The 16,840-nt window shown below is 47.1% G+C and carries 10 protein-coding genes; 3 read left to right on the top strand and 7 right to left on the bottom strand.

Annotated elements, in window-relative coordinates; all coding sequences use genetic code 11:
- The first annotated feature begins 3 nt into the window (after positions 1-3).
- Positions 4-963 carry a PstS family phosphate ABC transporter substrate-binding protein gene (locus DXD25_RS09650; protein WP_089544803.1) on the top strand — a complete coding sequence of 320 codons (960 nt, stop codon included), beginning with the start codon at positions 4-6 and terminating at the stop codon, positions 961-963.
- A 23-nt stretch (positions 964-986) separates the two neighbouring features.
- A complete protein-coding gene (locus DXD25_RS09645) occupies positions 987-2,408 on the top strand; it encodes a tetratricopeptide repeat protein (RefSeq protein ID WP_117663291.1) in 1,422 nt (473 codons plus the stop codon).
- A 157-nt stretch (positions 2,409-2,565) separates the two neighbouring features.
- Here the strand turns inward: DXD25_RS09645 and DXD25_RS09640 are convergent, their stop codons facing one another.
- Positions 2,566-2,733 carry a 4Fe-4S binding protein gene (locus DXD25_RS09640; RefSeq protein ID WP_006849139.1) on the bottom strand — a complete coding sequence of 56 codons (168 nt, stop codon included), beginning with the start codon at positions 2,731-2,733 and terminating at the stop codon, positions 2,566-2,568.
- Between the two features lie 228 nt (positions 2,734-2,961).
- On the opposite strand from DXD25_RS09640, the gene DXD25_RS09635 reads away from it, so the two are divergent.
- Positions 2,962-3,708, top strand: coding sequence for a porin family protein (locus DXD25_RS09635; RefSeq protein ID WP_089544805.1), 747 nt, complete (start codon positions 2,962-2,964; stop codon positions 3,706-3,708).
- Between the two features lies 1 nt (position 3,709).
- Here the strand turns inward: DXD25_RS09635 and DXD25_RS09630 are convergent, their stop codons facing one another.
- The 6 genes from DXD25_RS09630 to DXD25_RS09605 all read right to left on the bottom strand — a co-directional run bounded on the left by DXD25_RS09630 (position 3,710) and on the right by DXD25_RS09605 (position 16,740).
- On the bottom strand, positions 3,710-5,848 hold the full coding sequence (locus DXD25_RS09630; RefSeq protein ID WP_117663289.1) for a family 43 glycosylhydrolase: 2,139 nt from the start codon (positions 5,846-5,848) through the stop codon (positions 3,710-3,712).
- A gap of 118 nt (positions 5,849-5,966) precedes the next feature.
- Positions 5,967-8,330, bottom strand: coding sequence for a glycoside hydrolase N-terminal domain-containing protein (locus DXD25_RS09625; RefSeq protein ID WP_233522258.1), 2,364 nt, complete (start codon positions 8,328-8,330; stop codon positions 5,967-5,969).
- A gap of 46 nt (positions 8,331-8,376) precedes the next feature.
- Entirely contained in the window at positions 8,377-11,352 is a 2,976-nt protein-coding gene (locus DXD25_RS09620) for a family 43 glycosylhydrolase (RefSeq protein ID WP_370453414.1), read from the bottom strand.
- 519 nt (positions 11,353-11,871) lie between these two features.
- The gene (gene xyl3A, locus DXD25_RS09615; protein ID WP_117663285.1) at positions 11,872-14,478 is read right to left on the bottom strand and encodes a xylan 1,4-beta-xylosidase; all 2,607 of its coding nucleotides are present in this window, start codon (positions 14,476-14,478) and stop codon (positions 11,872-11,874) included.
- Between the two features lie 50 nt (positions 14,479-14,528).
- Positions 14,529-16,019 carry a family 43 glycosylhydrolase gene (locus DXD25_RS09610; RefSeq protein WP_117663283.1) on the bottom strand — a complete coding sequence of 497 codons (1,491 nt, stop codon included), beginning with the start codon at positions 16,017-16,019 and terminating at the stop codon, positions 14,529-14,531.
- Between the two features lie 16 nt (positions 16,020-16,035).
- On the bottom strand, positions 16,036-16,740 hold the full coding sequence (locus tag DXD25_RS09605) for an acetylxylan esterase (protein WP_117663281.1): 705 nt from the start codon (positions 16,738-16,740) through the stop codon (positions 16,036-16,038).
- Positions 16,741-16,840 lie beyond the last annotated feature (100 nt).

Raw genomic sequence — 16,840 nt, 5'->3', positions numbered from 1 at the left:
AGAATGAAAAGAATATCTTATATTTATATAGGATTAACAGTACTATCAATGGCTTTCTTCTCGTCTTGTGGCGAGAAGAAAGCCAAAGATGGTAGAACTGATACTCCTACTTCGGGCACAATTGAGTTTGTGGCTGATGAGAGTTTGAGTCCTATCATTGACGAAGAAAGAAGTCAGTTTGAGTTCGAGTACCCAAAGGCCAAGCTCAAACCAAAATACACAGATGAAGTCACTGGACTTCAGATGATCAAGGATTTCAAGACAGCACTCCTCTTTACTACCCGTAATCTGAAGGATAGTGAGATTGCATACTTGAAATCGAAGAGCAATGTGATTCCTTCCGTTTTCCCTATCGGATACGATGGTTTGGCATTCATTGTCAACAAGAATAATAGTGATACTTGCATCACAGTGAATGACATTAAGCGTGTCCTTACCGGAAAGGCGACCAAATGGAGTGATATTGTTCCTGGATCAAAGAGAGGTGATATCGAGGTCATCTTCGACAACACCCGCTCTGCAACCACCAACTTCGTGGTAGATTCCGTTCTCCACGGCGAAAAGATGGGTGCGAAGATCATGGCTGCAAAAACAAGTAAGCAGGTCATCGACTTCGTTGACCAGAATCCAGGTTCTATCGGTGTTATCGGATCAAATTGGTTGAACGACCGACGCGATTCCACCAACACAACCTTTAAGAAGAATATTCATGTAATGCAGGTATCCATCAAGGAGAAAGCTACCCCTATGAACAGCTGGAAACCTTACCAGGCATACCTGTTGGATGGAAGATATCCATTCGTAAGAACTATATACGCTATCGTGGTTGACCCTCATAAGGCATTGCCTTGGAGCTTTGCCAACTACATTTCCAATCCTAAGGGACAGCTTATCCTCTTCAAGACAGGCTTACTTCCTTACAGAGGTGATATTACGATTAAGACAGTTAATGTTAAACGTTAAAAGTTTAGATAGAAAGTAGAATTATGAAAGCAGTTAAATATTTAGTAGCAGGTTTGCTCGTCATGGGTTTGGCGGCTCCTGCAATGGCTCAGGACGTTAACTACAAGGATGCTCTGAAGCCAATAGAAGCAACTTTGAAGGCTGGTAACGTAGATGCCAAGGCTTTTGCCAAGGTTCTCAAGGAGTATCAGAAGGAGTACAAGAAGGATCCTAAGGCACTCGTTGCTTTGGGTAATGCCCTCGTCATCAACAAGGACTACACCAATGCCCTGGCTGTAGCTGATGCTGTCATCACTAAGTACAAGACCTGTGGTGATGCTTATATCCTCAAGGGCGATATCTACGCTATGCAGGACAATGGTGGTGAGGCTGCCTCTTGGTATAAGAATTGTATGACTATGGATCCTAAGAATCCTCAGGGTTACATCAGCTACGCTAACGTTTACCGCAAGATTGATCCACAGGCTTCTGCAGAGGCTTTGAACAAGTTGAGAACTGTAGATCCGAACTACCCTATCGAGGCAGAAACTGGTCACAACTACTACTCTATCGGTAGCTACGACAAGGCTTATGAGAACTTCTCTAAGGCTAACTTGAATACAATGGAAGAGTACATCTTCTACGAGTACTGCTTCACTACATACGTATTGAACAAGAAGGATGAAACTCTCAACCTTTGCAAGAAGGGTATGCAGAAGTATCCTAAGGATACAGCTTTCTTGATTCTGGCTATGCGTGCATCAGTTGATACACAGAATTTTACTGAGGCTCTCCAGTATGCTAACAGCATTATGGCTAACAACGATATCAAGAAGAACTCTAGTATCTACTCTTACTACGGTCTGGCACTCGCTGGCAACAAGCAGTTCGACCAGGCTTTGGAGCAGTACAACAAGGCTCTGGAGGTAAACAAGGAAGACTTCAAGCCATATCAGTACATCTCTGAGGCATATAAGGGTATGGGCAACGAGGATAAGGCTATCGAATTTGCACAGGCATATATGGATAAGAACCCTAACGTGTCACCATCAGACTATGTAAAGATGGCAGAGATCTACAATGCAAAGGCTCAGAAGGGTGGCGATCAGAAGGAGGCTAACGTTGATAAGGCTATCAACGTATATAACAGCTTCGCTGAGAAGTATCCACAGCTGAAGGCATACGCTCACCTCCAGGCTGCCAACATCGCATTCCAGAACGAGTTGGACGACAAGGCTCTTGCTAACTATGAATTGGTTATCAAGGAACTTGAGAGCAAGCAGTATGATGAGGATGAGAAGGGCTACCTGATGCAGGCTTACAAGAACGCTGGTTACATCTACTGGGGTTCTAAGAAGGACCTGACAACAGCTCAGCCATACTTCGAGAAGCTGATCAAGCTTGATCCAAACAACTCTCTCGCAAAGAAGGCCTTAGGTCTTGACGAGGAGCAGCAGGCACAGTAAATTACGAAACAAGAACATAATTAAAGGGGTGATAGCTATGTGATATGGCTTTCACCCCTTTTTTTGTGATATGAATCAGACCATAAACGAAAAGAGCGATTCCAAAGGAACCGCTCTCAATGTTTTATTGTAACTAAAAGTATCTTTCCATAATAAATTATGGAAGACTGATTGCCTCATTAGGACAAACATCAGCACAAGTACCGCACTCTGTGCAGAGATCTGGGTTGATTGAATACTTCTCGCCCTCAGAGATTGCACCTGATGGACACTCGTCAATACATGTACCGCAAGCGATACAATCGTCACCAATTACGTATGCCATAATTATAAATATTTAAAATGTTAATAATGTTTCTGTATCTATGCTAATCTAGAGATAGGTTATTACCTACTTTTGATGGTGCAAAGATAACAATTATTTTCGATATACCTACAAATAGGTATGACTTTTTTCTTGATTTTACTCAATTTATACTTTATCGAAATAAATTAGTACAATAAGAAGCCAACCTTGCCGTTTATTAATAATAACGAAGAACAAATAGCAAATATGAAGAGAATCATACTGATGGCTCTAATAGCCTTCTATACAGGTATCAATGGCATGGCACAGCTTAGGACGGTAGAGAATCGCCCTTATACCGATCTGCGCCCATTCCATTTCGGTGTACTCATCGGAACACATGCACAAGATATGGAATTCCAGAATACCGGAATCACCCAATACATCGATGCCAACGGTATCGAGCAGCCTTCTCATGTCACTGTAGATCAAGACCGTTGGGATATGGGATTCACCGTTGGCGTACTAGGAGAATTCCGTCTCAACAGAAGCTTCCAGTTCCGCATAGCCCCTGCCATGTACTTCGGTACTCGTCACCTCACCTTTTATAACCTCTTGGAGAAAGATGGTGCCGGAAACGCCATCGTGCAGCATCAGGAGATGAAGACTGCCTATATTTCTTCCGCTATGGACCTGATTTTCGCAGCCGAGCGGTTCAATAATCACCGACCTTACGTGATGGCGGGCATCAATCCGATGATGAACCTCAACAGCAGCAAGTCAGACTACATCAAGCTCAAGAAATCGGAAATATTTCTCGAACTGGGCGTAGGCTGCGATTTCTACATGCCATTTTTCAAGCTCCGTCCGGAACTCAAGTTTATGTATGGATTGACAGATTCCTTCGACAAGAAACATCCCGAGCACATCAAAAACAAGAATGAGCTCCCTTATGCCTTGGCAGCTAAAGGAGCTCATAGTAAGATAATTGCATTGACATTCTATTTCGAGTAGCCTACTCTACCACTTCCCAAGAGAAGACACAGCCATTTTTCATACCAGCATCAGCGCCCTGGAAATCAGCAGAATAAGGACTGCCGTCGGTAGGATGCTTGCCTATATACCGCTGGGTCTTCAGTGATAGAAGCATACAGCGGTTGTAAAGCATATCCTGCCATAAAAACTCCTCTGCATGAGAAGCATCAGAAGTAAGACGCACATCGCCTGACAAGCCAGCACCTGCGATATATACATATCGTCCATCTGCAGTTTTCAGTGCAATCTTGCCCTGTCCACGGTCTTCGATGATGAATTTCACTCCATTGCTCATCTCCTTTATGTTCGAGGAGCTATGCATCAGTCCATGACCGGTAGCATTCATCAGGTTACCATCAGCAAGATTAAAGAGTCGGATGGTCTTTCCGATAGGCAGATTAGCAGTTCTGTCAGCCATCGGTTCCTCTACCTTGAAGTCATCAAAATCAGCCACGCCGCCGTTCACTCCCGTCTTGTTAAAGGCATACAGCGCTACACGCACACCCTGGAAGGTCTTCAACTGATAAGGAGAAAGCATCTGCTCTCCGATATTCTCCCAAGTCTTTCCATCAAGAGAGTAGGAACATTGCAGCAGACTCTTATCATAATCACCCCAAAGGCGCAACCATATCACCTTGTTCTTGGCAATCGGTTTCAGCACCTCCTTGTTGGTATTCTGGTCGTAGCATCTCAGACTTAATCCCTTTTCCGTCTTCATCACGCCCAATGAAGCATATGGCGTATTCATAGCACCGAGTCCAGCCTCATCCCCCATCTTCAGTCGGGATACATCCAGCTTGACAGATGTATAAGATACAGGACCGATGGCACGTTGCGTCAACGAATTCTTTGCCCAGAGCAGCTGCTTGGCAGGCATAGAATGCAAACGGAGCCATCCTTTTCGCTCCTTGTTCTGCGACCACATCTTGTCGTTCGGATTATGATTCCACTGCCAAACCGGCTTGAAAGTCTTTCCCGAGAAATCATCACATCTATCGTATGGAGCCTGTGGTGTCTTCACCGCATCATTCGGTTTGAACCAGGTTCGAGGCGAGCGACCCAGGTTCTTCTCCAATCCGAAGTAAGGCCAGCCATCCACCCATGTGACAGGCGAAAGGCATACCGTTCTACCCACGGCATTGAAGTCCTGCATCGAAACGCCCCACCATTTTCCGTCCGGAGCCTGTACGATACCGCCTTGGTGAATGGTAGCACAACCCAGATTAACTCCATTAGGCTGGTTGTTTTGGAATCTGAAACCATCTTCCGGCAAAGGACGACCGATACCCATGTTACCTACGCTCCATCCAGCAGCATAACCATACGATTCGCGTTCGCTGATTACACAGGTTTCGTAAGGTCCCCAGATACTCTTGCTTCGGGCACACTGCATACGCCCCATCGGTGAATAATCGGCAGAGAGGATATAGTACATACCATTGATTTTATACACATGATGTCCCTCCCCCATCGCATTGCCTTCCGGAATCACCACCTTGCTGCTGCCCTCTACCGGACCGCTCAAATCGGGCTTCAACTCCGTAACGGTCACGTTGCCATACTTGTGCACGGCATAAATCTTACCATCCTCATCGAAGAGCACAGAGAGGTCGTAGATATCGCCATTGATCTTATGATGTGTCCAAGGTCCCTTGGCACTGTCCGAGATATACACCTGCAATCCATGCCCGTTGATATTGGAGAAGATATAGAACTTGCCGTTATGATATCGGATAGCAGGCGCCCAGATACCCTGTCCGTAAGCCTCCTTGCCATTGCGGAGATTGAAATCATCAGAATCATCGAATCGGTCGAAGCAATAGGAAGAGAACTCCCAATTTACGAGATCCTTGGAATGGAGCACTACCAATCCTGGAACACTGTGCATCGTGGTACCCGCCAGATAATAATCCTCCCCCACTCTGATGATATCAGGGTCAGAAAATTCGTCGTAAAACAAAGGATTGGTAAAGGTACCATTACCGTTATCAGCCGACCAAGACTTCCCTTTCAAAGTCTGTGTCAGAACCTTCTTGGCTGCAGATTTTTTCTGCGCCGCTGCTCCCAAAGAACCGCTCAAAAAAGCGATGCAACAGGTTGCAAATAATAATTTCTTCATTCTCATTTATAGGTTTAAAAGATTATTATAAAAAATATTGCCACAAAAGTACGAATAATTATCCAACCAGAGGTGGACAAAATGATACTTTTATGGCAACAAATGTAATTTTAGAACATTATTTAATCAGATAAGTCTTTCCTGGTTCTGTTTCCAAGTCATATTCATATACGTCAGGAATAGGGGCCTTCACTCCTTCTGCTATCCGATGCTGTTCCATTACAGGCTTCACTTCTGCAGATGCAAAAAGGATATTGGGACATATTCCTTCAGCCTTCTTCAGATTCTTCGCCTTAAGCGGAACGTAGGAGCGGAGACGCAGCACACCTCCGATGGTGGAGCGAATCTTCGCCTTCATCAGTCTGCCATTCTTCCAGTCCATATCCACCACAAAGCCGCCACGGGCACGAAGTCCCTTTACACTTCCCTCGTTCCAGGCATCAGGCAATGCCGGCAAGAGATGCACGGCTCCATCATGACTCTGTAGGAGCATCTCTGCGATGCCGGCTGTTACTCCGAAGTTACCGTCTATCTGGAATGGCGGATGGGCATCGAAGAGATTCGGATAGGTTCTGCCCTCAGGATACTCCTTTACCTGCGCATCTGATGGCAACAGGCGAAGCATATTGCTGATGATTCTGAAAGCATGATTGCCATCGAGCATGCGTGCCCAGAAGTTCGTCTTCCAACCCAGACTCCAGCCCGTAGCCTGGTCGCCACGATGCTTCAGAGTGGTGGCAGCGGCATGGAACAGTTCCGGATGAGAGAAAGGAGAAATCTGATTGGATGGATACAATCCATAGAGATGCGAGATATGGCGATGCTCATTCTTCGGATCATCCGCATCCACAAGCCACTCCTGCAACTGTCCGTATTTTCCTATCTGCATTGGCGGAATCTGAGAAATCAGCTGCTGCATCGCCTTGCGTTCAGCCTCATCAACCCCCAATATCTCAGAAGCCTTCACAGCACTGCTCAAGGCATCGAAGGCTATCTGGTTATCCATCGTGCAACCAGCCGTTACGGCAGTTCTCTTACCCATAGGTCCCTGTTCCGGACTCACCGACGGCACGGTTACCTTCCATTCGGTGCCCGGCAACTTCTGCATATAGTCAAGATAGAACTCAGCAGCACCTTTTATTACCGGATACCACTGCTTGAGGAAAGCCTTGTCGCCCGTATAGAGATAATGCTGCCAGAGATGGGTGGTGAGCCAGGCTCCGCCATTCGGGAACATGCCCCACTGCGCACCGTCCACCGGACCTGCTATGCGCCAGATATCGGTGTTATGATGTGCCATCCAGCCACGGCAGCCATACATTTCCTTAGCCGTCTGTGCTCCCGTTACACTCAAATCCTTAATCAGCGAATACAGAGGCTCCGTGGTGTTACCGAGATTCGTTACCTCGGCAGGCCAGTAGTTCATCTCCGTATTGATGTTGATGGTATATTTACTGTCCCAAGGTGCATTTTTGCTGTCGTTCCAAACGCCCTGCAGGTTTGCCGCCTGTCCACCAGGCTGTGAAGAGGAGATGAGCAGATAGCGACCATAGTTATACATCAGCGCTACCATCGCCATATCCTTGCTGCCCGCAAATTTCTCCAGGCGTTGGTTGGTAGGCAACGAAGCATTGATATCGGCTGGCAGAACCAGAGAAGAAGTAGCGAACTGCTTCCGGTAAGTCTCCACATGGCGTTTCTCCAACTGTGCATAGCTCATCAGTTTCACCTTATTTATATAGTCGGCATTGCGTTGGGCTGCATTGCCCGACACATCATGATAGTTCACAAAATTAGTGGCAGCACTCACGATGATGGTTGCCTCGGTGCCATCCGTCTTCACATCCGCCACACATTCGGCAGTGAGAGCCGCCTTGATGCCTTCCTGGTCTTGTCCCTTCACCTTCAGCATAATCCCTGAAGGCGTTTTCTGAACTTGATGTTCAAAAGGCGAATCCAGGGTAACATCGATATTCAGGGCACCCTTTCTACTCGCCTTGATGTGGCAAACGATGACGCCATCAGCCAGCGAAGCAAAGGTAGTACGGGTATATCTTACGCCATCCATCACGAAAGAAGTCGTGGCAATCGCCCTCTTCAAATCCAAGTCGCGCACAAACTGCTCAGCCTTTCCCTGATTCTTCATGGTGATATGCAGATTTGCCATCGGCAGGAAGCGCATACCATGAGGACCTGGGATGAAGGTCTGGTTGATGAGAGCAGCCGCCTCCTCTTCCCTGCCATTGAAGATGAGTTCCCTCACCTTTGGCAGATTCTCCAGGGATTTCTTGCTATTGTTGTTATGAGGACCGCCACTCCAGAAAGTCTCCTCATTCAACTGGATATTCTCGTCCGTGGTTCCGCCATACACCATACCTCCCAGATGAGAGTTTCCGATAGGCAGAGCCTCCAGCCACTGCTGGGCTGGGGCGTTATACCAAAGTAGGGTGCTATTATCAGAACTGCTAGCCTTAGCCATCATCTTTACCGGAAGAAGGAACGCCAAAGCCATAGTTCCCACTATTATTCTATTTCTCACTACTATTCTGTTTTTGATACTCAAAACTATCCACATCCACATATCCACCAGCAGCCTTTGTGGCATAATTGTAGATGGCGATACGGGTACCCATGAAGAGGCGGCGATAATCATACTGCATCTTGAAATCCTTGATGGCAGGAATCCAGGTCTTGCCGTCTATACTATATAATAAGGTGGCGAGATCCTGATGAAGACGGAAATCGCAACTCATCTTCAGATAGATGATGCTTGATTTCGTTGCCTTATCCTGCTTCAGATTCAAAGGCTGGCGATACACCTCCTCACGCTTCACATCGGTCACCGCCTTTTCCTTTTCAGTCAAAGCTACACTCTCCTTGGTACCCACCACAAAGAGTTTCTTGCCTTCCTTTACAATAGAGAGCAAAGCCGCATCACCCTGGAAGGCAGACAAGCCAGCCACATCGCCATCTTTCATCTTGCTCACATCCATCTTGATGATTCCCTCGCAGGTTGGTCCTTCGGTACGGGTACTGATGGTATTGGGAGCCAGGAAGATGTTAGGAACAACGCGGGATGTCTTCAGGCGGAGCCAGCCCTTGCGCTCTGTGAGCGACCAGGCGTCATCCACAGGATTGTGGTTCCACTGCCACTGCAGTTCCAGTTTATCCTTCGAGAAATCGTCGCTATACACGAGTCCCTTGCCATCGTAGCCCAGCACAGGCTTCTGCATCTGGGCAGGAATATTTCCCTTCTCATCGGTCAGCATAGGCCATCCGTCCTTCCAGGTACATGGCTCCAGCGTGAGCACTCTGCCCACACCACCACGGTCTTGGAATACGATGCCATACCAGTTGCCATCCTTATCATCGACAATCGTACCTTGTCCCACGCCGTTAAATCCGGCAAACTCCGTTTCCAGAATCACCTTCTTTTCGTAAGGACCCGTTATTTTATCAGCACGATAACAAACCTCACGACGAGGATGTCCCTGTGGCCACGAAATCATCAGGAGATAATACTTGCCGTTGTGCTTGATCATGCGGGAGCCTTCGAGCAAACCCGTTTCATCAGCATCACGCTCAAAGAGTTTACGATGGCTGCCCGGCATCACATCCGTCAGGTCGGCATTCAGCTGCACCATCTCGCCTGTACCATAAACCACATACGCCTTGTCGTCGTCATCGAAGAAGAGAGCGGCATCATGGAAATGCTGTAAACGGCTGTGGATAGTCCATTTGCCCTCGATATCATCGGCGGTGCAGATATAAGTCTCTCCACCAGGATTATCATTCGGAGCAAAGAGCGCATAGAACTTGCCACGATGATACTGCAGCGAAGTGGCCCACTGACCACGACCATACACCGTACCCTCCTTCATGTCATACTTAGGTGAATCGGTAAGTTTAGGGAAGATATAGTTCACGGTTTCCCAGTTCACCAAATCCTTCGATTTCATGATAGGCGCACCCGGCATCAGATGCATGGTGGTGCTTACCATATAGAAGCTGTCACCCACACGGATTACATCCACATCAGGCACATCAGCCCAAACAACCGGGTTCACGAAATTCTTCTCAAACTTCCACCAGTCAAAATTGAAGAGTTTGCTTCCCTTCAATCCCTTGAACACGAAGTATATATCATGCTTTCCTGTCACTTTCTTTAGCATTTGTGCCGAGAAAGTCTTCCACTTTTCCCAGCCACCAGTCTTGCTGACATCTAACTTTGCAACCAGTTCGCCATCTTCCTTATCGAGATGAACCTCCAGCGAACCGCCGAGCGAAGAGCACGCTGCAGAGATGGCAAATGCATCCGGACTCTCATTTCCGAAATCCACCTCGCGTACCTTGATATAATCACCTGTATGAATTTCAGAGATATAAACACCCGTATCATCGGTCTGCTCCGACTTCACTCCCTTAGAGAAAGCGATGGTTTCAGCCTCCTGACGCTTGTAAGGATTAAGGGTTGCGATAGGAGCCACTCCTTCCTGAGTATGGTGGATAATTGGGAATGTGCCGTCGGCATTATATTTGAATTCTTCCACAGCCACACTGCGTCCGAATCCGCCACCCAGTTTACCCGTATGATAGAAGAAATAAGACTTGCCCTTGAAGTCGGTCACACCGCAATGGTTAGTAAAGGAACCCGTATCTTCCAATGGCATGATTTCGCCCATATACTTCCATGGTCCGAAAGGCTTCTTGCTCATGGAATAAGCGATATGCTCAGGCACTCCACCTGCAGCATAAAGCATATAATAGTTCTTGCCACGCTTCATGAACCAAGGTCCCTCTGTGTAGCAATCCTTATATTTTCGGGTTGAATCGCGCTTCTCCACGTCAGGCGAACCGAATCCCTCCTCAGTCATCACGATTCTGCCCACTTCACGCTTTTCATCAACAGCTGCCTTAGCATCTATACCACCCTTGAAGCTGATCATATCTTTATTCAGTTTGGCATAGTAAAGATGTGGATTACCCCAATAGAGATAAGCCTGACCATCCTCATCCATCCAGACGGTTGGGTCGATATTGTCCCAACTTCCATTATCGAAAAGCGGTTTGCCCAACGCATCCTTGAACGGACCGGTAGGAGAATCTGCCACAGCTACGCCGATAGCCATTCCGCCCGTCAGTTTAGAGTGCGCACAGATATACCAGTAATACTTACCATTACGTTCGATAGTCTGTGCTGCCCAGGCACGGTCGTCTGCCCAGGAAAAAGAACTGAGGTCGAGCGGAGAACCATGGTCTGTCCAGTTCACCATATCCTTGGTGGAATACACACGCCATTCGTTCATCCAGAAGAAGTCAGCCTTATCTTCATCATGACCGGTATATACATAGAGACGGTCTCCGACAACCAGAGGTGCCGGGTCGGTAGTTAACTGTGTTTGCACGATTGGGTTCTGTGCATAGGCAGCTCCCTGCATGGCAAGCAGCCATGCGCTTATCAGTAACGGCTTTCTGAGAGCCAAGATTTTCGTTGTATTCATCATTATGATTGTTTTTTCGTTTAATGCTGCAAAATTACGAAAAAATAATCATAATGACTTTATCGAATGTTTCAAAAACCTTATTAAGTTTATCTTACTACACAAACTCTATTGGTGATTGATGCACTTGGGCTCATTCTTGAGTTGAATATATGCTAACATATAGTTTTATGAAATTGATAGTGTCTACCTTTCTAGTTTATAAAGTAAAAAAGTGTCTATTGAAATCAGGAAAATTCAGTTCATCAGATGGTCCCTCTATGCCCTCCGGTTGGTCTGCTTGTGCCCGTTACACGGGCATCCGTAGCCCACCAAGTGGGCATCGACAGCCCCAGTACTGGGCACTCATTGCCCACAATGCGGGCAATGAGTGCCCAAACATCGGACTTATTTTTGGGCAATATTCTTTTGATTCTTTGCGATATTTAGCATGTCCACGGCGACCGAGAAGGGTGTGTCATGGACTTATGACACACCCTCTTTTCATATTTACTCAGCTCCTTGATGATTTTCTCAAGTTACTTAATATTCAATAGAAACATCCAGTTTCTTCAAATCCTTATCAGCCGAACTGCTGCCGTAATAAACCTCATACTTTCCTGCCTTGGCACGGACGGTATTGGTTGCAGCATCGAAGAGTTCGAAGTTTCTGCTATCCAGCGTGATGACAGCCTCAGCAGTCTTTCCTGCCTTCACCTCCACTCTCTCGAAAGCCTTCAAGCTCTTCAATGGTCCTTCGGTATCGGCAGGATCCTTCACATACACCTGCACCACCTCGGTTCCATCCTTCTTTCCTACATTGCTTACCGGTACCTTCAGCGTAATCTTCTCACCCTTCTTCAAGATAGAGTTGGAAAGTGTAGCATCACCCATACGGAAAGAAGTGTAGCTTAAACCATATCCGAATGGGAAGAGCGCATCGTTCATATAGCGATAGGTTCTGCCCTTCATGCTATAATCCTTGAAATCAGGCAACTGCTCTGAATTCTTATAGAACGTAATAGGCAACTTGCCGGCAGGATTGTACTCTCCGAAGAGTACACGAGCCACTGCCTCTCCACCTTCCTGACCAGGATACCAGGCCTGGAGAATGGCATCGCAACTCTCTGTTTCTGGAGTCAAGGCGACAGCTGAACCAGAACAGTTGACAAAGACAACCTTTTTGCCCGCCTCCTTCAAAGCCTTCAGAAAATTGCGCTGAACCTTAGGCAATTCGATGTTGGTGCGGTCACCACCTTTGAAGCCAGAAATCTCGATAGGCATTTCCTCACCTTCCAACTGTGGAGAGATGCCACCTACGAAGACAACTGTCTCGCAATCCTTCAACTGCTTGAGCGAAGCCTGATAGTCGATAGGATTCTCATGACCGATATTGAACTTCATGTCCGCATTATAGTTAGGCATCTCGTGATAGCGAATCTCTATCTTATACTCCTTGCCCTTCTCGGCTTGGAACTCGATACGACTCTCGGTAGTGCGCCAGATAGAATGCTCTGCCTTCTTCTCACCATTCAGATAAACCTCGTAGTGACCGCAACCAGCCACATCGAGCAACACCTTGTCTGTCTGCTTAGGACGGAACACGGTTTCATATTTTGCAGAGAAGCCCACCAGCTTCACATTAGGAGCGAAGGAGTGCTGACCATAGGTCGTTACCTGCACAGGATTCTTCTCCTGGGTGATGACAACAGGCTTGCCTTCCATCTTGCGATTGTTCCAGAAAGTGCCCTTAAAGCCCATCTTGCCATCCATGCTACACTGGTCGAAGTAAGAATTCAAAACTTGGTCGTTCACCAAGTCGCATCCATTAAAGGTGACAACCTGGTTTTTCTTCAAACGACTTCTGATACCATCCAGGATGGTAATTGTCTGTCGTGGAGTACCATTATAGTTTCCCCACATCATCGGTTCGTTATCCACATTCGGTCCGATGAAAGCAATCTTCTTTACTTTTTTATTGAGAGGCAAAACCTCATTATTGTTTTGGAGCAGCGTCATGGTCTGCAGAGCCATATCGAGCGAGAGCTGGCGATGCGCCTTACTGCAAAGCACCGATACTGGAATCTTCGACCATGATATGATCTTGTTGTCATCCATCTCGCCCAAATCGAAACGACCTTCGAGCAGACGAATCACATGCTTATCAACTTCATCTTCAGTCAAGGCACCATACTTCACAGCCTCAGGCACAGACTTATATGCATAATTATATCCACACTCCACATCTGTACCAGCCAGAACGCCCTTGGCAGCCGCATTTCTGGCATTACTAGAAACTTTATGGCTGGACCAGAAATCAGTAACAGCGCCACAGTCGGAAACTACCAGGTACTTGAATCCCCATTCATCCCTGAGAATCTGCTGCAAAAGGCGGGTGTTGCCGCAGCATGGTTCATCATCCCAACGCTGATAGGCACACATCACCTCACGCACCTTTGCATCCTGCACCAGTGATTTGAAGGCTGGCATATAAGTTTCCCAAAGGTCGCGCGGTGTAACATCGGTAATATTGTCTGTATGGCGAGCCCATTCTGGTCCGCTATGAATTGCATAGTGCTTGGCACAAGCCCAGAGTTTGCGGTATTTCGTATCTTCAGGTCCCTGCAATCCGCGCACCACGGCACATCCCATCCTACTGGTAAGATAAGGATCCTCGCCATAGGTTTCCTGTCCACGTCCCCAGCGAGGATCACGGAAGATATTCACGTTTGGAGTCCAGACAGAGAGGGCATGGAAACGGGTTACATCTCCTCCCTTCTGCTGCAGTTCATTCCATTTGGCACGCATTTCATCAGATGTTGCATCAAAGACTCTATACACCATTCTGTCGTTAAACGAAGCTGCCATTCCGATAGGTTCCGGAAAGACGGTTACATCTCCCATGTTCGCCACACCATGCAGTGCCTCGCTCCACCACTGGAATCTCTTGATTCCCAATCGTGGGATAGCCGGCGAATCATCCAGCATCAGAGAAGCTTTCTCTTCCAGCGTGAGACGTCCACACAAATCTACCGCTCTCTCATAAGCCGAGAGGGCTGGATTCTGATAAGGCAACTGCTGCGCTGAGGCTTTGCTGGAGGACATAGTTACCACAAACATCAAAGCTGCGTATATAACATTCTTGTTCATTGTAATTACTATTAAGCTATTAGTATATTAAATTGGGATTCATCATGAATTTATTGTTGTCTGAAATTCCATTTAGAATTATCGCTGTTGAAATCGAAGGAAGCCAAGCCTGGGGTACAGTCGCCGAGTGAAACCAATGCCAGTTTCTCTTCTGTGCCTGGCACAGCCTTCGGCATGATGCGATAGGTGCCATCGGTGAGCTGCTCGATGCGCCAAAGCTGGGCATCTTCACCCGTAAACTCAGGTTTGGCAATGACATCATGCTGAGCGGTTGCGGTAAGATAGCGAGTAGTGCCTTCTATGCAGATCTTATAATAAGGACCACCCAGATAACCACCCTTTCCGGCAGGCATGATACTCCACTTCTGATGAGGACGGAACATGTAATCGTTCATTCTTACCTTCACCTCGCCCTTAGGCCATTCTGCCTCTACCTCCTTCAAGGTCTGAGGTTCAATATTCTTCAGAGGCTTGGTTGGCTTGATCCAGAAAGGTTCGATATCACGTTGCATTCTCACGAAATCTACGGCAATCTCCAGGGCATAGCCTCTTCGTTCCGATTCTATCTCGTAGGTTCCGGTATGAAATTCATCACCAGCCACAGGCCAGTCGTTCTTCCACAATAAAGGACGGATAGCCAACACGCTTCGTCCTCCCTGTTTGAAATCAGACTCATAGTGGAACGACATCTTTTCTACACCCTCTTCCTCAATATAGCGTCCGAAGTGACCGGGACCCGTCTTCAGATTATTGGCAGCAATCACCATCTTTCCACCGCCCTGCAACATCTCTCTGCCCACATTATCTACGTATGGACCGGTTATCTTTCGCGAACGTCCCACCACGATATTGTAGGTAGAATTAGGACCATCGCAACAGGTGCCATGAGTGCCGAGAAGATAATACCAGCCGTTGCGGTAAATAAAATCAGTAGCTTCGCAGTCGATGGCGATATTGACGGGTTCGTTGCCTTCCATCCGCTTACCCGTCTTCGGGTCGAGTTCTACCAGACGGATAAATCCGAAATAGGTTCCGTAACTGAGCCAGAGTCTGCCGGTAGTAGGGTCGAGCAACAAGCCCGCATCAATGGCATCACAGTCTTCATCATCCAATGAAGAAGCTACCACCACCGGTTCAGTATATTTGAAATCAGGCGATTTCGGATCGAGCGTTTTGTTCCACATCGTCAGGACATCACCACGATGACTGCCTCCCAATCCACCACCCGTAGCACTGTAGGCTACAAGATAACGGTCGCCAATCTTCAACACATCAGGAGCCGCTCCTCTGCCGGGACGAACAGCACCACCCTGCCAGGTCCAGCCATCCTCCGACCAGAGTCCACCTTCACCCGTTCCAAAGGTATAATACTTTCCATCACACAGGGCAATGGTAGAAGGATCATGAATGAAAGGTCCGCCCACCTGGGCTTCTGCCTCGTAAGCAGATGAAGACAACAAAGCAACCAAAGCAGCGGCATAAAGTTTCTGCTGAGCAGCAACCGGGCTAAAATATCTGAAAAATATATTGTTCTGTTTCATAACTTTATTGATTGCACTACTTCACGTGAATAGAGAGGTTTCTGACAGGCTTGCCCTGTCCGTCGATGAATCGGACACAGAAGTCGCTCATGCCAGGACCATTGATGACTGCACCACGAAGGATATTCCTACCTTTCTTCAAGGTAAGCTTCTTAGAAACCACATCATCGCGAACCATTCTTCGGTCGCCTTCGAGCATCACCGCCTCCTCACCATTGAGCCACCACATGGAAGCACCATTCGAGCCAACAGACAAGCGGACGTCTTTCATCTCCTCAGGGCAATCGATAATGGTAACCGCCCAGAACAAGACACCATACTTGGGCTTTTTAAACGAAGTAGCGAAACGGAAGAGCTTCACATTAAACAGTTTACTATCCAGCGCATGCCATTTCAGCTTTTCCTTTCCCACCTTCACGATGGCTCCATCCTTAGGAACTGTTTCCATCTGTTTAGGGAAATACTGCGTATGGAATATCTCCTTCAGATAAGAATCAGTAAAAACGACATTGCTCTTGACCGGCATAGAGATTGGCTCCAAGAGCAACCATCTCTGAATAAAGCCAGCCGCATTAGGCATGACAGCCTGCTTGCCGACTGGTCCGAAATAAGGATTGATGTCTGCAGGTAATTCCTTATTTTGGGCATCCGCAGAGGAATGCCCAAAAAGGAATACACATAAACAAAACAATCTAACTATTTTATTAAAAAAGTTGTACATAGACTATTCTTTTTATTTTTGAGGTTCGATAATCTGATAACGGCCACTCAGATGCATGAAGGCGAAGAGACAATTCCCTTAAAGAAGAAAAAAGGGAGTG

Source organism: Prevotella sp. TF12-30, assembly GCF_003436715.1.
Taxonomy (GTDB): Bacteria; Bacteroidota; Bacteroidia; order Bacteroidales; family Bacteroidaceae; genus Prevotella; species Prevotella copri_A.
Note: the sequence above shows the minus strand (reverse complement) of the source record. Positions and strands in the feature narration are given on the sequence as shown.